Genomic DNA, 22,150 nt, shown 5'->3' with positions numbered 1-22,150 from the left:
AAGATTTAACTCAAAATAATGGAAACATAAAAAAATGAATTGGATTATTTTAATTGTAGCAGGACTATTTGAAGTAGTCTTTGCTTTTTGTTTAGGAAAAGCAAAAGAAACAACTGGAAATGAAATGTATCTATGGTATGGGGGCTTCTTAGTGGCATTATGTATAAGTATGGGGCTACTTATAAAAGCCACACAAGCGTTGCCTATCGGAACAGCTTATGCAGTTTGGACAGGAATTGGAGCAGTACCCTTTCATTTCGGACAGGCATTCAAGAATATGGTGTATAACGGTTTCTATCCGTTGTATGGAACAATCGGCTTCAATCTCGAAGTCATTGATGACTGTTTCCAGTTTGTGTAACTTTATCATTGTAAAATTTATCCATTTACTCGCATTTATTCTCCTATTGAGTTCCGACCGGAGCGTGCCGCTCCGCTCTTACGTTAGTATTTGTTAACCCATTAGCATAATTTTAGACGGTTCCCTATTGGTTGGAGAATAATTGTTTAGAATGCAGAAATAAGGCATTAAAAAAATTATTCTTCAAGATGATTTAAGATGGCTGAATAAAATTCAGCCATCACTGAAAACTACTTCATATGGATTGTGGGTGTGTTATTTATTATTTTCCAATGCTCATTATCCCGAATACATATTATCAATGAATGAAAGATAAGAAACTCACTTTCCAACGTCGTGTGTGCAATAGCCATATGGTCTGATTGCTTTATGTTGTTTATCACCAAGCTCCTTGGGCTTCCTCCGAATCGCTTGGTACGGATGAGTTCGATATAGTCAGATTTCGAGAATACAAAAATCCCGTTCTCATCGAAAAACCCGTCCTGTATATTCTGAAAGCCGGGATGTAAGATACTTTCCAATGCTGCTACATCACGATTGTCGCCAGCTTTTACAAATGCTTCGATTGCTTTTTCTGCCTGTTCCATTTTTATTTGTTTAAGATGTTCGTAAATAATTCTTTTTGATGGTTTAGTTGTTGTTTGACAGATTCTTTATCATCCGTTCCGTCCAATGAATAATAGTAAATTTCCCTAATGCCAATAAAGTTCAATATCTGCTGCAGATGCATTTCCACTAGATTGGGCAAAGCTGAATCCAGTTCCCCCATAGCGGAGAGAACGTATGCTTTTTTATTCTTAAGCAATCCGATTGCCTTTTCCCCGTCGTATCTGAAAGTTTTACCTGTCCGCAGCACAAGGTCGAAATACGCTTTCAGCGAAGAGGGTATGCCAAAATTATACATAGGCACTGTGATAAGGATTTCATCACACCCGAATAGTTCTGCTATCAACTGGTCAGACAATTTTAGGCGGTCTGAAGTATCCCCGGTAGTATAAAATTTCTCAAGTACTTCCTGCTCAAGATGAGGAATGTGGGAGGTGCCTACTTCCCGTATACTGATGCTCCCTTCCGGATTCAGTTCTTTCCATGCCCGTACAAAATTGTCTCCCGCATTGCGGGAATAGGAGTTTTTTAAACGTAAGCTACTGTCAATTCTCAATAATGTCTTCATCTTTTTTACTATTTCTATGGAAGACCATTTGAGTACTAAATATGTGACAGCTTGGTAATATTTTTTAGCTTATCCGGGTCTACAATGGAATATATTTCCTGGATCAATCCATCTTCACTTAATTGGAGTATATGACAGTTATGGAGCTTTTCATGCTCCCAAAAGCAGATAGCAGGTTGATGATTGAAAAATTGAAAGGTATATGTTTTTCCCATCAGAAAATGCTGCTGTACATAAACCAATAAAGTGGCCGTGGCTGTTTTCCCTATTTCCGAACCGCTCACTACCTGCACCTTCGTACCTCCGTCGGCACTGAGTTTTATGTCGTCTACCAATAAGTTCTGCAATTCCACGATGTCAGCCTGAGCCAACGCTTTCTGGTACCTGCCTACAGTCTCAAATGAGTGACCCAAATGTGGGCTATAACTTGAGTATTTACTGTCTTTCAATTGTTTGTTGGCCCTGCTTAATAGCTGACGTGAATTTTCGGTGCTTATTTCAAGCAGTTCGGCTATCTCTGCATGCGAATAATCGAAGCCCTCTTTCAAAATGTAGGCCGCTCTTTCTTTTGGGTTCAGGTACTCGAACAGCACGAGCATGGTATAGCTTGCCGTTTCGTCCCTAATAAGTTTTGCATCGGCATTTTCAAAAGAAACAGGTTCGGGGAGCCATTCGCCGAAAACTTCTTTTTTACTTTGGCGGGTTTTAAAATTTATGGCATGATTAATCGTGCTTTTAATCAGAAAGTTGGATTCGTGGCGGATGCTCGATTTATCCAATGTAATGTATTTTTCCAGTACATCCTGTACCAGATCTTTCGCATCTTCATAAGAACCGACAATATTGTAGGCATAGGTCAATAACTTATTATAATGTTTCTCCATCTTTTTATTCTATTTTTGATATTAGCAAATTTCAGGCTTTATGTTCCTTTATCGGCCAGAACTTCCTGCACCATAATCCTATTAAATTTTTCCGGTTCTACAAAAGCTGCATAATGCCCTGAGTTTTCAAACCAGATGAATTGTTTTTGAGGCGCTTTTAGTTTCCTGAAAAATTTATAAGCAAGTGTGGAGGGGGTATTATAGTCACACCGCCCTGCGATAAAGTAAACGGGGACTTTTACTTCCCGAACCGTTTTAAATAAATCTACCTGCATTACTTCATCCCACATGGCATTCATTGTGAAGGCTTGTCCCTTAGCTATCAGGCTATCTTTGTAATATCGCGTGGCAAAGGAATCCATATTTTTATAGAGCTGGCCAACATTGGTACCTTCACAAAAATCACCATGAAAGTGCCGGAGCCATTTTCTTGATAAATACAGGTGTGATATTTCATTTTTTGAGCGGGACGGGTAATGCTTACGGAGTTTTTGCAATTGAGCCATTGCTACGCTGTCTTTTTTTAACCTGGCCTGTTGAATTGAATAATCGAGCGAAACCTTTTCATTCAAATACATACTGGTAACCTGTCCCACGCCAATATAAGCCTGAAATAGCGATGGATACTTTTGAATCAGATGCATGCCATAATAGAACCAAAAGAATAACCAACCAAATATATTTTCTCTTTCTTAAAACGCTCTTTAAGAATATGTATTAAACTTAGCGCATCATCTTCCAGCTGTTCAATAGTGATGCTTCCGGGAGGCAGGGTATCGTTGTAGGATAAACCCGTTCCCCTTTGGTCGTATGTAACCACCGTGAAGCGCTGTTCCAGTTCCTTATTGTGTGTTTGCCAAAAATAAAAATCAGAAAACCCAGGGCCACCGTGCAATATGAGCAAAACAGGGTTCAGGGCATTTTCCCCTTTAATAAATACGCTGTGCCTGACACCATTTAATTCAATACGGTTGTATTCATTGATGGAATTAATTTGGGCTGTACAAAACTGCCAGCTGATTGAGGTAATTATCAAGGTTATGAGGAACTTTTCTTTCATCTTATTCATCTAAAGTGCAAATAGAAACATAAACGTATCTCTATTATAAATTCACTATTTTGCCGATTCCAGTTCTAACTGTTTTATCGGCTTTTAATTAAATAGCCATTCCGCTTCCACCAACTACTTTTATACCTTCAGGAAACTTTTTCCAAAAACGGATATATCTATAATTAGCTTCAAAAGGCTCATTCTTATAATTTCCTTTTAATTCCATCTGCAAAGTAATGACAGCCAGATCAGCTATGATATTCAGTTCTTCTACTTTGGGAATGAGTTCCTCGACTTTTAAATTCCCTTCACGATAGGTCTGCAGATCCATTTCTTTGGTTATCGTCTGACCATTGGGAATTATAAAAAGCAAATCAGCATGCAATAGGTTGTCGAGTACTTCCGTATCCCTATTTTTGATGGCTTCGTAAAGTGTGTTCTCTAGATTTAAAATTTCGTCCTTTGTTATCATTTCTTAGTCATTATTAATATGCATTAAACTTCTGTTTGTGCTGATTTCCTGTCCTGTTTTATACTTTCTATAATTATCAAGTCTGCTATAAATCTATAAGACTTACTCCTCGACCATCTGATAAATCCCCCTTTCCATCGTAATACCATGTTGTTCTAAAAAGGCGGGCATTTTAATCCCTGCTTTTTGCATTGCCTCCCGTATGACCACTCTGGCATCGTCCATCCGCTGTCGGTCTGCCCAAGTGGCAACCGTAATAACCCGAAGGTCTCCACTATCGCCTGTCTGTTGAAAGATTTCATATTTTACAAAGCCGGGCTGCTGCCGAAGTGTATTTCTGATGAAAAGCGATTTTTGGGAATACTCCGCGATAGCTTTTTTGGGAATGCTGATTTTATCGATGACGGCGACATGTTCCGTAACAGTACGCTCTTCTCCGTTATTCTGTTCCATTTTGACTTGATTTTGATGTTGACCAAAAGTATTCACCGCCATAAGAATGGGTATGATAAGGATGACGGTTTTTAATGTCTGTTTCATAAGGCTTGAGTTTATTGTTTCCAGTTCAGCTTACCGTCTTTGTCAAACATTTCGATGGACGGGTTGCCCACACTATCAACCTTTAGAATAATTCTCGGTATTTCATTGTTATTCTTCATTACCAAAGCCGCATTACCATTTTCCGTTATCAGGTTGATACGGTTGATATTATGTCCGGGTTTCCCCGACAGGTCTTTGTCATTTATCACCAGCCCAGCCCTGAAATAATTGTCGCTTTTATTATCCTGTGCGAGAATTCCAATGGCATCTGCATTCTGGTAATCGAATGATAGGGCATTTAAGTTAGTCTGCTCATTATCGGTAATAGCAAGACCGCCTCTTTCGTCGCCGTTCTTGTCATAGAATATAAGACCTGCTGGGGCGTAAGCTCTTTTATACGTTTTTCCATCAATAATGGGCTCGGGAATATGGTCTGTGTTTGCAATAACGACACGATTTTTTCCCGAAGCATCATTGATATTTATTCTTTCTGCATTAAAGTTTGGCCTGTTATTTAAATATAGGTAGACGATACAAATCATCAACACGACATTGGAAACTACAAGGACGGATACTAGGATTTTGAATGGTTTAGGGATTGTTTTCATAATTGAGTATCATTTTTAGTTCATTATTCTTTTTATACTACCGTTTTCTTGGTGCTGATTACAATCCTATTCCATGCATTTATCGTAACAACCGCCATTATGATCTGTGCAATCTGGTTTCCATCAAAAAGTTGTTCGGCCTGTCTGTACGTTTCATCGCTTAACCCGTTTTGGCTGATTAAGGTTACTTCCTCGGTTATAGCTAAAATTGTTTTCTCTTCCTTGGTAAATAATCCGGTTTCTTTCCAGGCGTTGAGCAGGAAAATTCGCTGTGCGGTTTCACCCTGCTTTAATGCATCCGAAGTGTGCATGTTGATACAAAAAGCACAACCGTTGATTTGCGAAGCACGAATTTTAATCAGATAGAAATGTGTTTTAGAAAGTCCTGAATTGTGCAGGTAATTTTCCAGAGCGAACATTGCCTTGAATGCATCCGGCTCAAGCTGCTGTATGTCTATTCTGTTTTCCATATTTATTTTTTGTTTGTCATTATTTAGCTTTTGAAAGCACCATTTTTATGGCTAAAAAAGTCAGTACACTGGCCATACACCATTTTTGCGTCCTTACCCAAAGTGGATTTCTTGTAAGGAAAGAAGCCATTTTTGCAGCGGTCATTACAATAACAAAATTGATAGTGAAGCTGATAGAAATCTGTGTAATACCCAATGCCATACTCTGACCTAATATAGATCCATATTCCGGTTTGATAAATTGAGGGAAAAAAGACAGGTAAAATACAGCCATTTTAGGATTCAACAGATTGGTTAAAAAGCCCATCAGGAACAGTTTTCGAGGCTTGTCTTTCGGAATATGCTCATTCACTTCAAAAAATGTTTTGCCATTGGGTTTAATGGCCTTATACGCCAAATACAACAAGTAAATAGCGCCCGAAATTTTCAGTATCCCGTATGCAAAGGGAACAGCCAGTAATATAGCCGTCAATCCAAATCCCGCCAGGACGATATGAAATAAAAAACCACAGATAACGCCAACTAGTGAAACAAGCCCGGCTGTTTTACCCTGCGTAATGCTTCTTGAAATAAGATAAATCATATTCGGCCCCGGGCTGATGACCATCAGGAAGGCAGCCAAAGCAAACCATAAAAGTTCATGAATCGGGATCATCGTTGTTTAAATTTAAGCCGTGAGTTTTTTGGATATCAAATTGTCCAGTGAATATTTTCCACTTCCCTGAATGAATAGTGCCAGACATAAGCCAATCATCAGTAAGTGATATTCGAATCCTTCACCTTCCTTATCACCAAACCAGTTCATGAAAAATCCATGCTCGAGATGTCCTCCCAATAAAATGATCCCTGTAAAAAGACCTCCCATTGCGATCGCCCAAAAACGGGAGGCAAAGCCCATTATTATAAAAATGGGTGCAAAGAACTCTATTAAAATAACTAATAGCCCCACCAGCCACGGGTGTCCCATCTGTTGCAAACCCTCCAAAGTTTGGGTAAACCCAAAGCCACCAAACCAGCCCAGCATAGCCCGCGCCCCGTGTGGAAACATAACGATACCGATTGTCAGTCGAATGATCAGACCTGTATAATCATTGTGCGTATTAAAAAATCTCTGTTTCATCATTTTCCTTTTTTATTCTAGTTATATCTTGTTTGTATCCCCTTTAAATATTGTGGTCAATGCTGGTAATTGCTATTGTTTCCCTAGTAGTTCGAATAAACTCGAAAATCCCTGCGCTCCATGCCCATCAGCTATTCTACGGTCCATGAGGTTTTTGATTTCTTGCATGCGCAGAGTTTCCACATTTTTTGATTTTCGATGATTGATGAGGTCATCAAACATCGCGGCTTGAACCTGAAGCGGCCCTAAGTCGGGCTGGTATGTACCCAACTTAATTTCATTGACCATTAGGGACAGCAGCGGGCCATAGCCCTGTAGCGTGCCCGCAACCCGATGTGCAAAAGCGGCCAAATCCACTCCTTCCTGATGCACCAATTGAAGGGTATGCAAAAAACCTATTAAAAATTCATAGCCAATAGCTACCTGCGCTAAAAAATCTACAGCCGCGGCTCCTGCGTCCTCCCCGTAGTAAGTAATGATACCTAGTTTTTCCAACAGCGAATACTGCGTATCAAAAACGGTTGGCTTACCACTGAATAATAACTGTGCTTTGGCGGTTCCGATGTCTATTGGGTCGGCCAAGATTTTTCCGTCGATATAGGAAGCGTTATGTCTCTCTGCCCACTCCGCAAAAACACGAGCCTGAGCAGGAGTACCGCTCGTTAAATTGATGAATACTTTTCCAGCAACCTCACCAGTTAGCTGTCTAAGCACTTCATCTACTGCAGTATTGTTTAACAGGCAGATCACAACCTGTTTACTGGCAGCAACTGCCTCACTAAGTATTTCTATACCCGCTCCACCTGCTTCAACTAGTGGTTTACATTTTTCAGCATTTCGGTTCCACACAACCGTATCATAACCTTGATTGATAAATGTATGGGCTATCGCGGCTCCCATCTTACCCAATCCAAGTACCGTTACGCTCTTATTGTGAGGTGTTTCTGTTTTGAGTTTATCTATATTCATATTTAATTGTATTTTAAAAGTTCTGTTAGAATACTCTTCGCACAAAAAGTCCAAAGTTGCTGTAGTGTTCAGTATTTGGGCCGTATTGGTCAAAGTTTACACCTAAACCATATTGTACACCATTATTGTCCACTCCCAATCTTGCATATTGCACGCTCTTTAAGTGCCCGTTCCAATGCATTGAAGTAATATATTGAAGCTGCAAACGCGCATAAAGATTAAAATCCTGATTTTTGCTGCCTTGATATTCCACAGAACCGAACAGCTCAAGACTGGGTTTAGACCAAACATCCATTCTCGTAAAAATGAGATACGATAAGTCATTTTTTTTATTGAAATACCAAACAAAAGCCGAAGGCACAAACCGATTTCCCGGTGCATAGATAGAACCCAAACCGGTTGCCCAGCGTTTATTTATTTCGTAAGTAAGATACGATTGGCTCATCACTTCAATCCCGCGTTTTTTGTCGTAAGGAAGCAAAATAGAAGACGTATTAAAAAATCCAAACGGCTTTTCCGCAATGATTTTACCGGAAAACATATGCTGATAATAATAACTCGAATGCCCTGCAGTGATTTCCACAGGGACTTGCGCCTCGATGTGCAAGTAGCACATGCTGAAAAATAAACAGGCCAGCAAGTGTTTTATTATTGTTGTTTCTTTCATCGTTCCCTTCAAATTTCTTTTTTTTGTTAGGTTGTGCTTAGATAATTATTACAGCCAACCACCGTTTAATATATTGACACATGAAGTGCTGAAAACGTGACAGCCTATTCAGGATATTTTCTTCCGTAGGCGATTTGTCATATCTTTTCGTAACGAAAGAAATACTGATATGCTGGAAACGGGCATTTGTGATAGCATTTACATTCCCGATAGAACATCTTATCTAAACTTCATTGTACGTTTTCTGTAATACCATACGAAGATATGAAGGAGCCTGGCCGTCAATACTGTAAGTATGACGGCAAAAAATGTAGTTTTTTCTGTTTTTGATGTAGAACCCGCGATTATGCAGGTATTTCAATTGTATTTTTGAACTCAGTGGGGAGCTGGCCTTCGTAGCTTCTGAATGCACGGGAAAAATGGGAAGAGTCTGTATAGCCAAGTTGAAAAGACACTTCCTTGACAGACATATTCCAAAAGCTCAACAGGTACTTTGCCTCCTGCATGATATGGAACTCAATCCATTTTTTCGCCGAAAGCCCGGTGTATTCAACTAATATTTCGCTCAGGTATTTTGGGGATATATGCAACTGTTCTGCATAAAAAGCAACATCTTTAAACTGCGAGAAATTCTTTGAAACTAATTCTCTAAACTTTACAACGGTATGTTCTTTACCGTTGAGTTCCTTTTTATTGCCCCGGTACAGGTTCCAGAAATATTTCTGTGAAATGATCAGGATCGAATATAGTATTCCCGATACTGCTTCGGGCTTATCAGCTATTGCCCGAAGTGTGCTGAAAAGCTGTTGCATTTCCTCGAATTGCCTGTCGGAGAGTTGCATTACACTCTTTTCATCGGGGCAAAAAAATTCGAGGGAATAGAAAAATGACCTGCTGAAATTATTTACAAAAATATCATCATAAAAAAACAACGTGTCATTTGAGGGAAAACTGGTATTGAGCCATTGACAGGTCATTCCGGGGCCAATCGTCAACAGGCTTCCTCGTGTTAAATCATAATCGGTAGTGCCTATCCTGATGCGAGCTCCTTCACCATAATACAGACCGATAGTATAAAAGTAGTTTTTAAAGGGATTGGTGATTTTCAAGTCTTCAAGACACGTTTTTGATGCCAGATAATAAGGCGCTATATGGCCATCATTTTTTTGAGACCTTAAATATCGGAGCAGATCAAAGTTATCTGAATATTTTTGTATCATAAGGAAGATGTCTAAAAATTAGTATATAGTCCAGGGAATGCTTTTCCGTCCAGATTGAAAAATGATAATTATGAAATGTAAAGTTTATTCTCATGTCAAACTTAGTATATCAGAAAATACTAAAATACGCAATTATTATCACTTGATAATGTATGGTTATTTATAATTCATTGTATATAAATGTCCAGAATAAACAAGGAGTAGATACTACTTATCCACTCCTTACTGTGACTGGTTTTATTTTCGTATTACTTTTCCCAATCTGCCGCCGCATCAGCCACAGCAATGGCTTCAATCTCAATCAATGCATCCGGTGAAAACAATGAGGATACTTCAAAAATAGTATCGGCCGGATAAGGGGGGGTAAAGTATTTGCCTCTCAATTCGACAATCTTCTCAAAGTTCTTCATGTCACGGAGCATGATAGTGACCTTAACCACGTTTTTCAAACTTGAACCACCAGCTTTCAATACCTTGTCCAGATTTTCAAAAGCCATTTTTGCCTGTGCATCAAAGTCACCTATGCCTATCAGGTTTCCTTTCTTGCCAATAGCGGTCTGTCCCGAAATAAACAACAAATCGCCAACACGATGTCCCTGTGCCAGACGGAATGGTTCATAAGCGTCCGGCGTAATTTTAATCTGTGAAATTTTCATTTTTAATTTATTTAAAGTTATCGATGTGTTTCTTTCTGTGAGCGTTTTTCCTGTGATGTATATACTGAAAGTAAAGTCCCAATTATCAAGAATCTGTTCATTTTCATTGTTTTCTTTCTAACTATTTTCAAGATTTAATTCTTTGACGATTTTACGGGTATAGCTAAGGGTTGCCTCCGGCCATAACATTTCACGGTGAAAAGAAATCAACGGTAGTCCGTTCATGGTTTTCATCACCCAATGGGGATCTGCTAAGGCTGCTTTTCCGATAGCGATCAGCGTTGCGTGGTTGTCCTTCAAGGCAACTTCTGCTTTATCAAGATTGTGGAAACCACCGTTGGCGATTACAGGAATGCCCGTTGCCTGCCGGATAACCGATACCAATGATATTCCGTCTCCAAAAAAGCTGTCCCGTTCCCATTCGCCCGTCTGCACCGCTACGTGAACAAAATCGGGTTTGCTCACCTTTATTTCTTCTGCCAGTTCTTTAGCTGTTTCAATACCATGTTTCCAACGGTAGGTAAGGTCATTTACTTTCCCCTCTGAAACCCGTAAACCGACAATGAAACTCTGTGGCACGGAAGCCTTTATACCAGCAATAATTTCAGCAATAACACGGAAACGGTTCTGCATAGTGCCACCATATTGGTCGTTTCTGTGGTTCAGTTCCGGTGTGAGGAACTGGTCTAACAAATAACCATTTGCCCCGTGAATTTCTACGCCGTCAAAGCCTGCCTTATAAGCGTTTACAGCTCCATTGATAAAGCCCTGTTTCATTCTTTCAATATCCATCGAGTCCATTTCTTTAGGGGTAGGAAATGTCCCCTCGCCACCGTAGGAAGACATCTTTGTGCCAATAGGCTTTAGGGCAGACGGAGCTAAGGTGTTCTCACTATATTGCGATAAAGCACCTGCGTGCATCAACTGAGCGAAAATAAGGGAGGGAGATTGATGGACAGCACGGGTTACCTTTTCCCAAGAAGCGCTTTGCTCTTCGTTTACAAGTGCAGGTTGGTTGTTATAACTCTGGCTACCGTATACATCAGTGTAGATACCCTCGGTAATGATAACTGCAAATCCTCCAATTGCAAATGCGGAATAATAGTCTTTCATTTCGTCCGTAGCCAAGCCGTCCGTCGTAGCGCTCACGCGTGACATGGGGGCAACTACCGTCCGGTTGATCAATTCTCTTTGCCATGTAATGGCGTTCTGAAAAATAGGATGATGTTTCATTTGCTTCTTAATATTATGAAGCAAAGTTGACGGTAATTGATGGAGAAAAAATTGATCTAGGTCAAGACGGTTTATTTTTTTTCTTAATGCGGCTTATAAATTCAGCTGATACACCCAAATACGATGCAATCAGATATACAAAGAGGAAAAGGGATATTTTGTCAAAGGACAACATGAGCCATTAATCAGCGAAAAGACGTTTGCGGATGTACAGGATATTCTCGATGGGAGAAAGAGGGCTGTAAAGCCTAAAATCGTGGCTATGGACAATCTACCGCTTAGAGGGTTTATTAAATGCCCTAACCCTAATTGTAATAGGATGCTCACAGGAAGTGCCTCAAAGGGCAAGATGGGCAATTACTATTACTACTATCATTGCACTTCCTCCTGCGGAGTACGGTTCAAAGCCGAAACCGCTATAATTCCCCCCGAAATGTCTATTCCGATTTATTTGACCCCCCATTCTTATAATTTGACCCACCCCCCGAAGACATCAAAGAACGGTTTCTATTATCAATAATAACACTAATATCCGGATAGTGCCAACTATAATTTTTTTCCTCTGAGTGAATCGCCTTTCAGCTCGATACGGTGTGCATTTGCTGTCAGTCTGTCAAGGAATGCGTCGGCCACGGCGGGGTCGTTCAGGTAATCGTGGTAGCTTCCCACGGGCATCTGGCTGGCCACGATGATTGACTTACGCTCATAGCGGTCTTCCATAATCTGCAGCAGGGCGAGCTTGACTTCGGTCGGCATCACCTGCAGGCCGAAGTCGTCCAGGATGATCAGCGGTATGCGTTCCATTTTGGCCAGCAGATTGAGGTAGGTGCCTTCCAGTTTCGCCATGGTTATTTTCTCGATGAGTTTGTTCATGTTCATGTAAAGGGTTTTGTAACCCTGTGAACATGCCTGGTAACCCAATGCGCAGGCCAGATGCGATTTTCCGGCTCCAGCCGGACCGCTGATCAGCACGGGCTGTGCCTGGCGGATGTAGGTTCCCTCCAGCAGCGTTGCCAGCTGCTGTTTGCTGAAGTTCCGTTCCTGCGAGCAGATCACGCTTTCGGGCTGTGCGTTCAGCCGCAGTCCGGCCATTCTTAGGTAGCTGGCCGCCCGTTCGCTCTTGCGGTTCAATGCTTCACTCTGTGCGAGGTGGGCCATCAGTTCATGGGCTTCCAATTGCCTGTCCACGGGCAGTTCCAGCTGCTGCTGGTAGGCGGCGGCCATGCCGCGCAGTTTCAGCTCCCTGAGCTGCTGTAAAGTTGCTTCATTGTTCATTGCATTGCTGTTTTATTGTTTAACATGTAATCCATTGATTATTTACCGGTGCCATTTATCAATAAAATGCCGCCACCCCGGGCCATCAACCATAACCTGCCCGCGCGGCGAGCGCCCGCCGGAGGCACGGCCGTCTCCGATGTGGTCACCGGTAGGCATCCTTCCCCCTGATATTGCCGTGCGGGGGCTGGACGGGTTTGTCCCCCTGCTCTGAGAACAGGTCGGCCGGTGCCCTGTCCAGCCCTTTGGCCAATATGTTCTTCACCATATTCAGCGAGGGCTTTTCCACGTATTCCAGCCGCCTGCACGCCGCTTCCAACCGGCCCGAGAAACCATCCTTCTGGTTGAGCTTGACCAGGGCGATGCAGGTGCGGTAGGCCTGCGTGCGGTTCGGGTACCGGGCGATGATACGCTCGATGGCCAGCCGTGTGCAGGGGCCGATGGCATCGGCTATCCGGTAGAAATAGTCGTTGGTCCATCCCCTTTGGGCCACGATGGCCCGGTGCGACGGTGGGACGTGTTCCCCGACCGTGGTATAGATCGCCGTGCCCTCCCTGCGGTGCACGGCTATGCGCTGGCGCGTCAGGTCATCCAGGTAGACCTCAACCGTATTAGGATCGTAATAGATCCGCACGCGCTGGCCGATGTACTGCCAGGGCACGCTGTAATGGTACATCACTTTGCTGGTCTCGTGGATGATGTACACATGGTTGTTCTTTCCCACCGTTGCCATGCGCAGCAGGCGCGGGGTGAACAGGGAAGCGGGCATCGGTCTGAGCAATGGCCGTTCGTGTTCGGTGAACAGCTGCCTGCGGCTCAGGGGCGACTTACGGAACGGCCTGGCGTTGAGCTTTTCCACCTGTGCGGTGATGGCCGCATTGAGTTCGGCAAGGCTGCGGAAGGCCCGGTGGCGCAGCGGCGTGTAGATGCGGTCGTAGGCGATCGATACGCTGCGTTCGATATACGGCTTGTCCTTGGGCTCGTACGGGCGCGTGGGGGAAAAGCATGTACCGTAATGTTCGGCCATCTGCTCGCAGGCATCCGTGAGCACGGGTTCCTCCCGGCCGGCTTTTTTGACCAGCGTGGCCATGTTGTCGCAGATGATATAGCCCGTGGGCACACCGCCGAATGCGGCCAGCATCCGGCCGATGCAAGCGGCTACTTCGGGAAACTGCTGGGTCAGCACCGCCCGGCAGAACACAAGCCCGGAGAAGACCATCACCCCAAGGTATCCGCCCTACCAAGTACATATTTCCTGATTAACTGAGTGCCCGTAGCTTTACGCCCAAAATAATATGATTATGAAAGAGCGTAGAGACTACATGTTCACCCTTGTCCGCCAGTGGCGCGAGAGCGGATTGACCCGGAATGAATTCTGCCAGCAGCATGGTGTCACCCTTTCCAAGTTTGGTTACTGGATTGCCCGGTTTAAAGAAGACCAATCGGACGGAGGAGGCCGTTTTATCCCGATGGGCTCCTCGGGGCCATCGGGCCATGCTGTTTTATCCGTTATTTATCCCAACGGCGTACGGCTGGAAGTCCCGTCTGCCGACCTGGGATTATTGTCCAGGCTGATTGCCCTTGGCTGATGTTCAGTTTGGGTTCCTCGCACCGTTATTACCTGTACGGTGGCCATTGTGACATGCGTAAATCATTTGACGGGCTCTGCGGGCTGGTGTCCACCGGTTTAGGCCGTGGGGCCACAGGCGGGGATGTGTTCGTCTTTCTGAACCGTCGGCGCACCCACATGAAACTGCTGCACTGGGAGCACGGCGGGTTTGTGCTGTATTACAAAAGGCTGGAGGGCGGCACCTTTCCGCTACCGCAAAGCAGTGGAAAGCACGGTGAGATCGACTGGAGCGAACTGGTGCTGATGGTTGAGGGGATCGTTGTGGAGAAGAGCCGCAGGCGGCACCGGTTCTCACTTAAAAAAGTGGTATGAAATAGCTGTAAACATTGTTTTTCACTTGCAAACCCCGCCGGTTATCTGTATTTTTATGCCATGCAAGCGGCACTGGAAAACCTGTCAAAAGAAGACCTTTTAAAGGTTATTTCCAGCCGTGACCGGGCTCTTGCCGAGCAGCAACGGATGGTCGATTCCCTAACGCAGGACTCCGCCCACAAGGATGAAAAGATCGATTCCCTCACCCGGGAACGTGACCAGCTCAGGGCCCGTGTAGAAATGCTGCAGCGCATGCAGTTCGGCCAGAGCCGCGAACGCTTTGAAGGCGACCCGGCCCAGATGAGCCTGCCTTTCGATGCTGCACCCTCTGAAGTGGAACAGCAGCAGGAAGAAGTAAAGGAAAAGATCGAATATATCCGTAAACGTCCAAACCACAAAGGGCGTGCAAAACTGCCGGAACACCTTCCTGTCCAAGAGATCGAGATCCACCCCGAAGGCGACCTATCGGATATGGTGTGCATCGGGAAAGAGGTGACCGAAGAACTTGAATGCGAGCCGGCAAAGTTCTATATCAAACGCTATATCCGTTATAAATATGCTGCTAAAAACGGCGACGGTGTACGGATCGGTGAGCTCCCTGAGCGGGTCATCGACAAAGGGATACCGGGAGCCGGCCTGCTGGCGATGATCCTGACCGGAAAATACATGGACCACCTGCCATTGTACCGCCAGAAACAGATCTTCACCCGGGAAAACATCCGGATACCTTCCTCGACCATCGAAGGCTGGACAAAGGAGGCACTGATCAAACTGCACCCGCTGTACGAACAGCTCATCTTCGACACGAAATCAAAAGGATATTTACAGGTTGACGAGACCCCGATAAAAGTATTGGACAGCGATAAGAAAGGCGCCGCCCACCAAGGATATTATTGGGTATACCATGCCCCATTGGACGGGACGGTATTGTTTGACTACCAGCCCACGCGCGGACAGGTGGCCGCAAAGAAGCTGCTGGATACCTTCAAAGGTTATCTGCAAACCGATGGGTATGCCGTCTATGAGAAATATGGCCGCAAAAAGGATGTCACGCACCTGGCCTGCTGGGCACATGCGCGGCGTGAGTTTGAGCGTGCTCTGGATAATGACAGGCCCAGAGCAGAGAAAGCGCTTCTTATGATACAGCAACTGTATGCCGTAGAAAGACAGGCCCGGGAGGAAAAGTTGGCTGCCGATCAGATCAAGGAACTCCGGTTAACCGACTCGCTGCCGGTAATCAACGAATTGGGTAAATGGATCTTTAAAGAAATAAAATCCACCCTGCCCAAAAGCCAGATCGGCAAGGCCATGGCTTATGCCTATGCCAGGTGGGATGCGCTATCGGCTTACCTGTATGACGGGAACCTGCAGATAGACAATAACCTATGCGAGAATGCAATAAGACCTGTTGCCCTCGGCCGGAAGAACTACCTCTTCGCCGGCAGCCATGAAGCGGCACAACGCGCCGCCATGATCTATTCATTCTTCGCCATCTGCAAAAAACACGAAGCGAATCCCTTCCAGTGGCTGAAATACACGCTGGAAAACATCATGGCCATAAACCACAAGAACCTGAAAGACCTCTATCCGCAGAATTATAAAAGAAAACTCCAGGAATCAAACATGTAGTTCATAGGGCGGATACACCCCAAGGAAGATATCACAGTCCACCACCTCGCCGGTTTCCGTGTCCACGTAACCCAGTTTGCTGCCCGCAAAGTCGATCTCGGCCACCTCCCCGGGACCGTAATGCTGCGGAAGGGAGATCTCCATCCCCTTCAGGTACTGCCGCCACAGCAGGCAGTACTGGCTATAGCTGTAGCCGTCGGGGTGTGCCAGGCGGTATTCCTCCCAGATCACCTGCTTGTTGCCGCGCCGTTTCACCAGATGGCTTTTCTCTTTCCCGAAGTGCTCCACCAGCGCCACGTGCCGCTCACTGTTGAATGACCCCGCCTCGGCGGGATGGACGATGCTGCCCAGCGCCGTATCGTCAATGGCCGTGATATCTTCACATTCCCCGTACTCGCGGATGTACTTGCGCACCGAGTTGCGGCTGATGCCCGTGATACGCGCAATCTCCCGGATGGTCCTATTGTTCTGGTACAGACCGAGTACCTGTCTGATTCTGCTCATTGCTAATGGTTTCCTGCTCATGGGCGTACAATCCTTTGTTTATCGCGTTTAATGAAACGGCTAAATAAGGGATCGTCTGCCAAAACCATCGATGATATCACGGGGGTGGGTCACTTTACGTAAGAATAAGGTACGCCAACCTATGGAAGCCCCCGGCGGGGAAACCTGCATTGGTGGGTCACTTTACTTAAGAATAACGGGTGGGTCACTTTACGCCGGAATGTCAGTAAGGAAGCATTGGTCCGGTAATACCCACGCCCGGTTAAACAGTATTTACTTTTTAGTTAATACGGAATATTAACTCTTTCGGCGCTTTTATTCCCGAAGTTTAGATGGGTCAAATAACTTAAGAATGGTGGGTCACTTTACATCGGTGCAGACACGAAAACAGGACAGCAGTTTAAGTTAGATTTTTAGATTAAATTTGTTGTATTATGAGTAGGCGAAAGTTCACATCAGCTTTCAAGACGAAGGTAGTATTGGAAGCTTTATCGGAGCGTGTGACGATCCAGGAGCTGGGTCAGAAGCACGGGATCCACCCCACGCAGATCACGACGTGGAAGTCTCAATTTTTGAAGCAGGCCCCTGCGGTCTTTGATCGTCCGGTCAAGGACGCCAAGAGCGAGGCTCAGGAGCGTGAGGAGCAATACCTGAAGACGATCGGCCAACAGAAGATGGAGATTGATTTTTTAAAGAAAGCCTTGTCATGAAAGAGACACCAGCACAACGGAAGGCGCACGTTGGCAAGGCAGACGGGCTGAGCATAGCCCGCCAGTGCGAATTGGTATCGGTATCCCGGAGCAGTTTTTACTATCAACCTGTCGGGGAAAGCTCGCTGAACCTGGAGTTGATGCGGTTGATCGATGAGGAATACCTGCAGCACCCCTGGCTAGGCGTTCCCCGGATGACCACCTGGTTGCGCAGGGACAAGGGCTACCGGGTCAATCCCAAGCGCATCGAGCGGTTGTACGGGATCATGGGGCTGTCGGCCATGGGCCCGAAGCCGAACACATCCAAACGGGGCAAAGGTAAGGGGCACCGGATATACAAGTATTTGTTACGGGGTCTGAATATCACCCGCGTGAATCAGGTATGGGCCATGGATATCACCTATATTCCGGTACAGGGCGGTTACCTGTATCTGTGCGCCATCATTGATGTATACAGCCGCTATGTTGTGGGCTGGTCACTGTCCAACACGATGACCTCCGGATGGTGCCGGGATACGCTGGAGGCGGCAATCGGGGAACACGGTACCCCCGAAATACTCAACACCGACCAGGGAAGTCAGTTCACCGCCCACGAATTCTGCAACTGGGTGACCGGAAACGGCATCCGGCTAAGCATGGACGGCAAGGGCCGGGCGATTGACAATATTTTCATCGAACGGTTGTGGCGGAGTGTCAAATACGAACATGTATACCTGTTCCCGGCTGCCGATGGGTTGGCCTGTTACCAAGGTCTGCAAACGTATTTCGGGTATTACAACAACCAAAGGAGGCACCAAAGCCTGGAAGATGAAATCCCCGGTGAGGTCTACCAGAGCCTCAAACAAAAGGAGGTGGCATGAAGCAGAGGAAAACAGGTGCCTCCGGCGGGCGCTCGCCGCGCAGGCAGGTTAGGTTAATGTTGGTGGGTGGGATACCGGAAATATCTTACTTAGTTTATGAAAAATCTGTCCAATGATTGGGGGGAATTATGATCCCACCCATGAATACCATCTTGCCTTTAAAATTTTCAGCCAGATATTCGGCATTCATGTTCGTTGCCAATACCTGGATAGGGTGGATACAATCAATTCCAGCATCAGCAAGGTGAATGATAATCCGATAGATTGAGCCACAACAATGCAATACGCTATGGTATCCGTACCTATGTGCCTGATCAGCAAATTTTCTTAACCAAGGTAAGCAAAACTCTTCGAAAAGATCAGGACTTATTAACAGGTCGTTTTGTGAACCAAAATCATTACCCATAAAATGGGCGTCGATGAGGTTACCTGCCTGTTGGTAAAACAATTCGTTAGCATCCAGATAAAATCCACACAACCTATTAAGGATGGCATGTACCACTTCAGGATGCGTGTACATCTTTATTAAAAGATCTTCAGTACCAAGCATGTACGTCAAATCATGAAAAAAAGGAGACCAAAATCCGCTTAACCGGTAATAATCACCCATATTACGCAATCCGTTTATAGTCTCGGTGAAATCGAGGTATTTGGTTTGAGGCCAATCATACAATTCAACCTCTTCCACTGTTTCGATATGAGACAGGGGGCCATTGGCAAGCCCCATAGGATTGGCCTCCTTCCATGGGCGTAATTTTTTCTCCAGCGGATGATTGTATGTAGAACTGAAATACTGAGGAGTGATCCAGCGGATATCATCACCCATAAATTTCTGGATGTCTTCGAGACTATTTTTGCCCAGTTTTTCACAATAAACTTTTATTGTCTCAGGAAGTGGGTTTCCCAACCAAAAGCCACACCTTTCAGAAGGCTCTCTGTTCATTATTTTCTTTATTAATTCTCTACTTACCATTTTAACGCATAATGCTTATAAAACCCAACACTTGTATTATTCTTTATGCCCGAGCCGATCAAAGGGTCAAGGCTTTAAAAATGAAAGATATAATGCTTTTAAAGCATCTTGCATCCATTGCTCATATTTTATTGGGTCTCCACGTTCATAAATAAAAAAATTGCTATGTCCCGTTTTTTCAAATTCAAACAAACCATCTTTATCCACCGTTACGTTGCAAGGTATAAGTACTTCTTTAAATACACTGTCCATTTCCCCAATTTGGCTTTCAGGGATAAGTCTGTATTGTCCAAAATTATTTTTTATTAATTTTCTGTTTGTAACCTGTGCCCAAACTGCGGTTTCCCAAATACTGTGGGATTTATTATATAAATCTTTTTTATAATTTTGAATTGTATCATCAATAGCCCTTAAAAAGTCAATTCTGCATGATTTCGAGTAAGCATAACTAATATAGTTTTGAAGTTTCAAATTTAAATCCTTTATAAAATCCATGTTGTGTAATTTCCAATAAGTATTATTGATTCCCTTATCGAAAGGGCCTTTCTCTGTTGCACAAGGGTAAATAACTATTGGAAGTTTTGACTTAAGAAGAACATTTATCGCTAATGGGTCTAACATGACATTCCATTCTTGAAATTTTGAAGAGCTTGAGCCAGCACTTAAATTTATCCGGTTGATTTTATTTAGAAGGAGATCTGGATTTCTATTATATGCTACCGCAAGTACCCGTGCAGATCCAGTTACTACTATCTCAACTTTATCTTGTGATTCTTCAAGTATAGATAGTAGTAATTCTACTCCACTTTGCTGAAATACAGGAATATCATCCATTTTGTCCCCAAACGTGCGCATTCGAATAAATGGACCAATTGCAAATTGAACATTTTTATCAAAAATATAATTTAGCTGTATTAAAGGAATTATTCCCGGTTCTCTGGGACCTCCTTTATCCGTTCCCCACAAGTTAATAAAGTGACCCCTTTTATCACCATAAGAACTAATTGGCTTTCGAAATTCGTCAGTTACATCAATTATAACAGCTTTCAAATCAACCTCAGGAAGTGCATAAGGTGTAATGATATCAAAATTATCACCAAAATCTTGATGTGGATGGTAAAAATCTGTAATAAAAACAACATTCTTCTTGGAATAATCGCCCATTATATTTCCAAACAAACAAATATTAGATGATAAAAACGTAATGATTATTATGGTAATCCTTTTCATATTTATAATTTATATCCATCGTTAACAATTATAACTATATATGTGAGTAGAGGTTATTATATAAAATTATATATTCAAGAGGGGACCTCAACGAGGTTCCCTCTTGTTTAAAAATTCAACTAATATCCTGGATTTTGTTGAATCTTCCCTTTACCTTCGTTTATGTACTCTTGAGGAATTGGGAATAAAACAAAATGATCTTGAGCGTTAAGAGACCCTTTATATTGACGAGCATATTCGATATATTTTCCATGTCTGATCAAGTCTTCCCTACGACAACCTTCAAACCATAATTCATGACCCCTTTCCAATAAAATTAATTCATTGATTTTTTTCAAAGTATTATAATCTTTAAGTTCCAAATCATCTAATCCAGCCCTTCTCCTTACCATATTTATAAGTTCTATTGCTTCAGTTGTTGGGTTTCCATTATTATTTGCAATGGCTTCTGCTAATAAAAGAACTGCATCTGCATAACGGTAAACAATCCAATCAATTTGAGACCCATGACCTGTTGCTTGTGGATCCTCACCATATTTAACTGGAATAGCCCCTCCCCACATATATATGCCTGGATTTTCTTCATTATAAGTTATTCCATCTGTACCAGTATATTCACCAACTAAAACCTCTAGTCGTTTATCTTTTACTTCGAATGTATGGTAAAAAAACCATGGAATTCTAAATCCACTCCATCCTGGGATATTAGCATTCTTTACAGGATAGTTTGTGGGAAGGACATGGGGCAAATAAGTCTGTACTGTTTTTATTGTATTTGGCGTAGCGTAAATTATCTCACTATTTTGTTCATTTTCAAGCGTGAATATTGATGAATAATTGTCCATTAATCTATATTCATACTCTGGTTTCATCAACTCTCTTCCTATTGTTTCAGCTTTTGACCAATTTTTTTCGTGCATGTATAACTTTAAAAGGATCATTTGAGCCATTCCTTTTGTAAATCGTCCCCAATCATTTGCACCATATTTATATGGTAATACTTTTGCCGCTTCGGTTAATTCCGTTTCAATATAGTTGACCATCCATTCTTGTGTAGGACGTTCTATGACTACATCTGTAAGAGGATTTTCTAAAATGTCCAGAGAAGCAACTGGTATGGGACCATACAAATTAAACATTATAAATGCCATCCAGCCTCTTGCACATCTAATTTCAGCAATATACCGGGCTTTCAAGTCTTCATCCATTTGCACATTTGAAATTCTTTCAATATTCATTGTCATTTTGCTGAACTGATTGTAATTAGAATACCAGGTTCTAAGTTGAAGAGTCGATGCATTCCAATTTAAATTATTTAGAATTAACCATCTTTCTTCAGCCCATTGCTCCATACATATATCTGTGGTCAAATCAGTATTTTGTATACCAGTACTATTATTATATAGTCCAGCCCATTCTGCATTTCTAAATGGATAATAACAAGCTGTTACTAATGCTTCGATATCATTGGCGTTTTTAGGAAAAATACTTGGATTAATTGCATCGTACATTTCACTATCCAATTTTCCATAACAACCATGAAGAAAAGGACTGAACATTAATATGAATAATAATATTCTATTAAAATTTGATTTCATAATA

General features: G+C 43.3%; 29 protein-coding genes and 1 pseudogene. 8 read left to right on the top strand and 22 right to left on the bottom strand.

Features of this window, described 5'->3' with window-relative positions; translation table 11 throughout:
• Nucleotides 1-34: 34 nt before the first annotated feature.
• The gene (locus tag ACEVG1_RS04915) at nucleotides 35-361 is read left to right on the top strand and encodes a multidrug efflux SMR transporter (protein WP_374742449.1); all 327 of its coding nucleotides are present in this window, start codon (nucleotides 35-37) and stop codon (nucleotides 359-361) included.
• A 230-nt stretch (nucleotides 362-591) separates the two neighbouring features.
• On the opposite strand, the gene ACEVG1_RS04910 is transcribed toward ACEVG1_RS04915, so the two are convergent.
• From ACEVG1_RS04910 to ACEVG1_RS04835, 16 genes are all read right to left on the bottom strand, one after another.
• Nucleotides 592-948 (bottom strand): nuclear transport factor 2 family protein, encoded by a 357-nt coding sequence (locus ACEVG1_RS04910; RefSeq protein WP_374742448.1) that lies wholly within the window; start codon nucleotides 946-948, stop codon nucleotides 592-594.
• Between the two features lie 2 nt (nucleotides 949-950).
• Nucleotides 951-1,535 carry an FMN-dependent NADH-azoreductase gene (locus tag ACEVG1_RS04905; RefSeq protein ID WP_374742447.1) on the bottom strand — a complete coding sequence of 195 codons (585 nt, stop codon included), beginning with the start codon at nucleotides 1,533-1,535 and terminating at the stop codon, nucleotides 951-953.
• Nucleotides 1,536-1,570: 35 nt separating this feature from the next.
• Nucleotides 1,571-2,419: a sigma-70 family RNA polymerase sigma factor gene (locus ACEVG1_RS04900; protein WP_374742446.1), complete on the bottom strand. Its 849-nt coding sequence runs from the start codon at nucleotides 2,417-2,419 to the stop codon at nucleotides 1,571-1,573.
• Between the two features lie 38 nt (nucleotides 2,420-2,457).
• Nucleotides 2,458-3,063 carry an alpha/beta fold hydrolase gene (locus ACEVG1_RS04895; RefSeq protein WP_374742445.1) on the bottom strand — a complete coding sequence of 202 codons (606 nt, stop codon included), beginning with the start codon at nucleotides 3,061-3,063 and terminating at the stop codon, nucleotides 2,458-2,460.
• Nucleotides 3,054-3,488 (bottom strand): alpha/beta fold hydrolase, encoded by a 435-nt coding sequence (locus ACEVG1_RS04890; RefSeq protein WP_374742444.1) that lies wholly within the window; start codon nucleotides 3,486-3,488, stop codon nucleotides 3,054-3,056. The genes ACEVG1_RS04895 and ACEVG1_RS04890 overlap by 10 nt, the downstream gene beginning before the upstream one ends.
• 88 nt (nucleotides 3,489-3,576) lie before the next feature.
• On the bottom strand, nucleotides 3,577-3,942 hold the full coding sequence (locus ACEVG1_RS04885) for a nuclear transport factor 2 family protein (protein WP_374742443.1): 366 nt from the start codon (nucleotides 3,940-3,942) through the stop codon (nucleotides 3,577-3,579).
• 102 nt (nucleotides 3,943-4,044) lie between these two features.
• Nucleotides 4,045-4,482 (bottom strand): antibiotic biosynthesis monooxygenase, encoded by a 438-nt coding sequence (locus tag ACEVG1_RS04880; RefSeq protein WP_374742442.1) that lies wholly within the window; start codon nucleotides 4,480-4,482, stop codon nucleotides 4,045-4,047.
• An 11-nt stretch (nucleotides 4,483-4,493) separates the two neighbouring features.
• Entirely contained in the window at nucleotides 4,494-5,090 is a 597-nt protein-coding gene (locus ACEVG1_RS04875; RefSeq protein WP_374742441.1) for a hypothetical protein, read from the bottom strand.
• Nucleotides 5,091-5,122: 32 nt separating this feature from the next.
• Nucleotides 5,123-5,560, bottom strand: a complete 438-nt coding sequence (locus ACEVG1_RS04870) for a carboxymuconolactone decarboxylase family protein (protein ID WP_374742440.1) — start codon at nucleotides 5,558-5,560, stop codon at nucleotides 5,123-5,125.
• A gap of 19 nt (nucleotides 5,561-5,579) precedes the next feature.
• The gene (locus ACEVG1_RS04865) at nucleotides 5,580-6,215 is read right to left on the bottom strand and encodes a LysE family translocator (RefSeq protein ID WP_374742439.1); all 636 of its coding nucleotides are present in this window, start codon (nucleotides 6,213-6,215) and stop codon (nucleotides 5,580-5,582) included.
• A 12-nt stretch (nucleotides 6,216-6,227) separates the two neighbouring features.
• On the bottom strand, nucleotides 6,228-6,683 hold the full coding sequence (locus tag ACEVG1_RS04860; protein WP_374742438.1) for a DoxX family protein: 456 nt from the start codon (nucleotides 6,681-6,683) through the stop codon (nucleotides 6,228-6,230).
• A 69-nt stretch (nucleotides 6,684-6,752) separates the two neighbouring features.
• The gene (locus tag ACEVG1_RS04855; protein ID WP_374742437.1) at nucleotides 6,753-7,649 is read right to left on the bottom strand and encodes an NAD(P)-dependent oxidoreductase; all 897 of its coding nucleotides are present in this window, start codon (nucleotides 7,647-7,649) and stop codon (nucleotides 6,753-6,755) included.
• Nucleotides 7,650-7,674: 25 nt separating this feature from the next.
• Nucleotides 7,675-8,316, bottom strand: coding sequence for a hypothetical protein (locus ACEVG1_RS04850; protein WP_374742436.1), 642 nt, complete (start codon nucleotides 8,314-8,316; stop codon nucleotides 7,675-7,677).
• A gap of 344 nt (nucleotides 8,317-8,660) precedes the next feature.
• Nucleotides 8,661-9,536, bottom strand: a complete 876-nt coding sequence (locus ACEVG1_RS04845; RefSeq protein ID WP_374742435.1) for a helix-turn-helix domain-containing protein — start codon at nucleotides 9,534-9,536, stop codon at nucleotides 8,661-8,663.
• A 248-nt stretch (nucleotides 9,537-9,784) separates the two neighbouring features.
• Complete coding sequence (locus tag ACEVG1_RS04840; protein WP_374742434.1) at nucleotides 9,785-10,192, bottom strand: RidA family protein; 408 nt, start codon at nucleotides 10,190-10,192, stop codon at nucleotides 9,785-9,787.
• Nucleotides 10,193-10,309: 117 nt separating this feature from the next.
• A complete protein-coding gene (locus ACEVG1_RS04835) occupies nucleotides 10,310-11,425 on the bottom strand; it encodes a tRNA-dihydrouridine synthase (RefSeq protein ID WP_374742433.1) in 1,116 nt (371 codons plus the stop codon).
• A gap of 136 nt (nucleotides 11,426-11,561) precedes the next feature.
• Here ACEVG1_RS04835 and ACEVG1_RS04830 point away from each other — a divergent pair.
• Nucleotides 11,562-11,840 (top strand): annotated as a pseudogene (locus ACEVG1_RS04830) (recombinase family protein); the annotation flags it as partial.
• A 131-nt stretch (nucleotides 11,841-11,971) separates the two neighbouring features.
• Here the strand turns inward: ACEVG1_RS04830 and istB are convergent.
• Both istB and ACEVG1_RS04820 read right to left on the bottom strand, forming a co-directional pair.
• On the bottom strand, nucleotides 11,972-12,700 hold the full coding sequence (gene istB / locus ACEVG1_RS04825) for an IS21-like element helper ATPase IstB (RefSeq protein WP_374742432.1): 729 nt from the start codon (nucleotides 12,698-12,700) through the stop codon (nucleotides 11,972-11,974).
• A gap of 145 nt (nucleotides 12,701-12,845) precedes the next feature.
• Entirely contained in the window at nucleotides 12,846-13,433 is a 588-nt protein-coding gene (locus ACEVG1_RS04820; RefSeq protein ID WP_374742431.1) for a hypothetical protein, read from the bottom strand.
• On the opposite strand from ACEVG1_RS04820, the gene ACEVG1_RS04815 reads away from it, so the two are divergent.
• From ACEVG1_RS04815 to ACEVG1_RS04800, 4 genes are all read left to right on the top strand, one after another.
• On the top strand, nucleotides 13,407-13,967 hold the full coding sequence (locus ACEVG1_RS04815) for a hypothetical protein (protein WP_374742430.1): 561 nt from the start codon (nucleotides 13,407-13,409) through the stop codon (nucleotides 13,965-13,967). The genes ACEVG1_RS04820 and ACEVG1_RS04815 overlap by 27 nt on opposite strands.
• Before the next feature lie 34 nt (nucleotides 13,968-14,001).
• Nucleotides 14,002-14,289, top strand: a complete 288-nt coding sequence (locus ACEVG1_RS04810; protein WP_374742429.1) for an IS66 family insertion sequence element accessory protein TnpB — start codon at nucleotides 14,002-14,004, stop codon at nucleotides 14,287-14,289.
• A complete protein-coding gene (gene tnpB / locus ACEVG1_RS04805; protein WP_326329419.1) occupies nucleotides 14,289-14,642 on the top strand; it encodes an IS66 family insertion sequence element accessory protein TnpB in 354 nt (117 codons plus the stop codon). Before ACEVG1_RS04810 ends, tnpB begins: the two co-directional genes overlap by 1 nt.
• Nucleotides 14,643-14,789: 147 nt before the next feature.
• The gene (locus ACEVG1_RS04800) at nucleotides 14,790-16,271 is read left to right on the top strand and encodes an IS66 family transposase (RefSeq protein ID WP_374742646.1); all 1,482 of its coding nucleotides are present in this window, start codon (nucleotides 14,790-14,792) and stop codon (nucleotides 16,269-16,271) included.
• On the opposite strand, the gene ACEVG1_RS04795 is transcribed toward ACEVG1_RS04800, so the two are convergent.
• Entirely contained in the window at nucleotides 16,260-16,775 is a 516-nt protein-coding gene (locus ACEVG1_RS04795; protein ID WP_374742428.1) for a helix-turn-helix domain-containing protein, read from the bottom strand. The two genes, ACEVG1_RS04800 and ACEVG1_RS04795, sit on opposite strands and share 12 nt — an antisense overlap.
• Before the next feature lie 434 nt (nucleotides 16,776-17,209).
• Between ACEVG1_RS04795 and ACEVG1_RS04790 the strand changes: the two genes are divergently transcribed.
• Nucleotides 17,210-17,485, top strand: a complete 276-nt coding sequence (locus ACEVG1_RS04790; RefSeq protein ID WP_090622413.1) for a transposase — start codon at nucleotides 17,210-17,212, stop codon at nucleotides 17,483-17,485.
• Entirely contained in the window at nucleotides 17,482-18,345 is an 864-nt protein-coding gene (locus ACEVG1_RS04785) for an IS3 family transposase (RefSeq protein ID WP_374742427.1), read from the top strand. Before ACEVG1_RS04790 ends, ACEVG1_RS04785 begins: the two co-directional genes overlap by 4 nt.
• Nucleotides 18,346-18,439: 94 nt before the next feature.
• On the opposite strand, the gene ACEVG1_RS04780 is transcribed toward ACEVG1_RS04785, so the two are convergent.
• The 3 genes from ACEVG1_RS04780 to ACEVG1_RS04770 form a co-directional block, all read right to left on the bottom strand.
• Nucleotides 18,440-19,318: a uroporphyrinogen decarboxylase family protein gene (locus tag ACEVG1_RS04780; protein WP_374742425.1), complete on the bottom strand. Its 879-nt coding sequence runs from the start codon at nucleotides 19,316-19,318 to the stop codon at nucleotides 18,440-18,442.
• Between the two features lie 66 nt (nucleotides 19,319-19,384).
• The gene (locus ACEVG1_RS04775; RefSeq protein ID WP_374742424.1) at nucleotides 19,385-20,548 is read right to left on the bottom strand and encodes a nucleoside hydrolase; all 1,164 of its coding nucleotides are present in this window, start codon (nucleotides 20,546-20,548) and stop codon (nucleotides 19,385-19,387) included.
• 119 nt (nucleotides 20,549-20,667) lie between these two features.
• Nucleotides 20,668-22,146: a RagB/SusD family nutrient uptake outer membrane protein gene (locus ACEVG1_RS04770; protein WP_374742423.1), complete on the bottom strand. Its 1,479-nt coding sequence runs from the start codon at nucleotides 22,144-22,146 to the stop codon at nucleotides 20,668-20,670.
• Nucleotides 22,147-22,150 lie beyond the last annotated feature (4 nt).

This window comes from Parapedobacter sp. 2B3 (assembly GCF_041925275.1).
Taxonomy (GTDB): domain Bacteria; phylum Bacteroidota; class Bacteroidia; order Sphingobacteriales; family Sphingobacteriaceae; genus Parapedobacter; species Parapedobacter pyrenivorans_A.
The sequence above is the reverse complement of the archived record's forward strand: the minus strand, read 5'-3'. Positions and strand labels throughout refer to the sequence as shown.

What these genes read in the sequence shown, in the direction of transcription:
- ACEVG1_RS04915 (WP_374742449.1), top strand. Translation starts at nt 35, where the DNA reads ATGAATTGGATTATTTTAATTGTAGCAGGACTATTTGAAGTAGTCTTT.
- ACEVG1_RS04910 (WP_374742448.1), bottom strand. Translation starts at nt 948, where the DNA reads ATGGAACAGGCAGAAAAAGCAATCGAAGCATTTGTAAAAGCTGGCGAC.
- ACEVG1_RS04905 (WP_374742447.1), bottom strand. Translation starts at nt 1,535, where the DNA reads ATGAAGACATTATTGAGAATTGACAGTAGCTTACGTTTAAAAAACTCC.
- ACEVG1_RS04900 (WP_374742446.1), bottom strand. Translation starts at nt 2,419, where the DNA reads ATGGAGAAACATTATAATAAGTTATTGACCTATGCCTACAATATTGTC.
- ACEVG1_RS04895 (WP_374742445.1), bottom strand. Translation starts at nt 3,063, where the DNA reads ATGCATCTGATTCAAAAGTATCCATCGCTATTTCAGGCTTATATTGGC.
- ACEVG1_RS04890 (WP_374742444.1), bottom strand. Translation starts at nt 3,488, where the DNA reads ATGAATAAGATGAAAGAAAAGTTCCTCATAACCTTGATAATTACCTCA.
- ACEVG1_RS04885 (WP_374742443.1), bottom strand. Translation starts at nt 3,942, where the DNA reads ATGATAACAAAGGACGAAATTTTAAATCTAGAGAACACACTTTACGAA.
- ACEVG1_RS04880 (WP_374742442.1), bottom strand. Translation starts at nt 4,482, where the DNA reads ATGAAACAGACATTAAAAACCGTCATCCTTATCATACCCATTCTTATG.
- ACEVG1_RS04875 (WP_374742441.1), bottom strand. Translation starts at nt 5,090, where the DNA reads ATGAAAACAATCCCTAAACCATTCAAAATCCTAGTATCCGTCCTTGTA.
- ACEVG1_RS04870 (WP_374742440.1), bottom strand. Translation starts at nt 5,560, where the DNA reads ATGGAAAACAGAATAGACATACAGCAGCTTGAGCCGGATGCATTCAAG.
- ACEVG1_RS04865 (WP_374742439.1), bottom strand. Translation starts at nt 6,215, where the DNA reads ATGATCCCGATTCATGAACTTTTATGGTTTGCTTTGGCTGCCTTCCTG.
- ACEVG1_RS04860 (WP_374742438.1), bottom strand. Translation starts at nt 6,683, where the DNA reads ATGATGAAACAGAGATTTTTTAATACGCACAATGATTATACAGGTCTG.
- ACEVG1_RS04855 (WP_374742437.1), bottom strand. Translation starts at nt 7,649, where the DNA reads ATGAATATAGATAAACTCAAAACAGAAACACCTCACAATAAGAGCGTA.
- ACEVG1_RS04850 (WP_374742436.1), bottom strand. Translation starts at nt 8,316, where the DNA reads ATGAAAGAAACAACAATAATAAAACACTTGCTGGCCTGTTTATTTTTC.
- ACEVG1_RS04845 (WP_374742435.1), bottom strand. Translation starts at nt 9,536, where the DNA reads ATGATACAAAAATATTCAGATAACTTTGATCTGCTCCGATATTTAAGG.
- ACEVG1_RS04840 (WP_374742434.1), bottom strand. Translation starts at nt 10,192, where the DNA reads ATGAAAATTTCACAGATTAAAATTACGCCGGACGCTTATGAACCATTC.
- ACEVG1_RS04835 (WP_374742433.1), bottom strand. Translation starts at nt 11,425, where the DNA reads ATGAAACATCATCCTATTTTTCAGAACGCCATTACATGGCAAAGAGAA.
- istB (WP_374742432.1), bottom strand. Translation starts at nt 12,700, where the DNA reads ATGAACAATGAAGCAACTTTACAGCAGCTCAGGGAGCTGAAACTGCGC.
- ACEVG1_RS04815 (WP_374742430.1), top strand. Translation starts at nt 13,407, where the DNA reads ATGGTTGTTCTTTCCCACCGTTGCCATGCGCAGCAGGCGCGGGGTGAA.
- ACEVG1_RS04820 (WP_374742431.1), bottom strand. Translation starts at nt 13,433, where the DNA reads ATGGCAACGGTGGGAAAGAACAACCATGTGTACATCATCCACGAGACC.
- ACEVG1_RS04810 (WP_374742429.1), top strand. Translation starts at nt 14,002, where the DNA reads ATGAAAGAGCGTAGAGACTACATGTTCACCCTTGTCCGCCAGTGGCGC.
- tnpB (WP_326329419.1), top strand. Translation starts at nt 14,289, where the DNA reads ATGTTCAGTTTGGGTTCCTCGCACCGTTATTACCTGTACGGTGGCCAT.
- ACEVG1_RS04800 (WP_374742646.1), top strand. Translation starts at nt 14,790, where the DNA reads ATGGTCGATTCCCTAACGCAGGACTCCGCCCACAAGGATGAAAAGATC.
- ACEVG1_RS04795 (WP_374742428.1), bottom strand. Translation starts at nt 16,775, where the DNA reads ATGAGCAGAATCAGACAGGTACTCGGTCTGTACCAGAACAATAGGACC.
- ACEVG1_RS04790 (WP_090622413.1), top strand. Translation starts at nt 17,210, where the DNA reads ATGAGTAGGCGAAAGTTCACATCAGCTTTCAAGACGAAGGTAGTATTG.
- ACEVG1_RS04785 (WP_374742427.1), top strand. Translation starts at nt 17,482, where the DNA reads ATGAAAGAGACACCAGCACAACGGAAGGCGCACGTTGGCAAGGCAGAC.
- ACEVG1_RS04780 (WP_374742425.1), bottom strand. Translation starts at nt 19,318, where the DNA reads ATGGTAAGTAGAGAATTAATAAAGAAAATAATGAACAGAGAGCCTTCT.
- ACEVG1_RS04775 (WP_374742424.1), bottom strand. Translation starts at nt 20,548, where the DNA reads ATGAAAAGGATTACCATAATAATCATTACGTTTTTATCATCTAATATT.
- ACEVG1_RS04770 (WP_374742423.1), bottom strand. Translation starts at nt 22,146, where the DNA reads ATGAAATCAAATTTTAATAGAATATTATTATTCATATTAATGTTCAGT.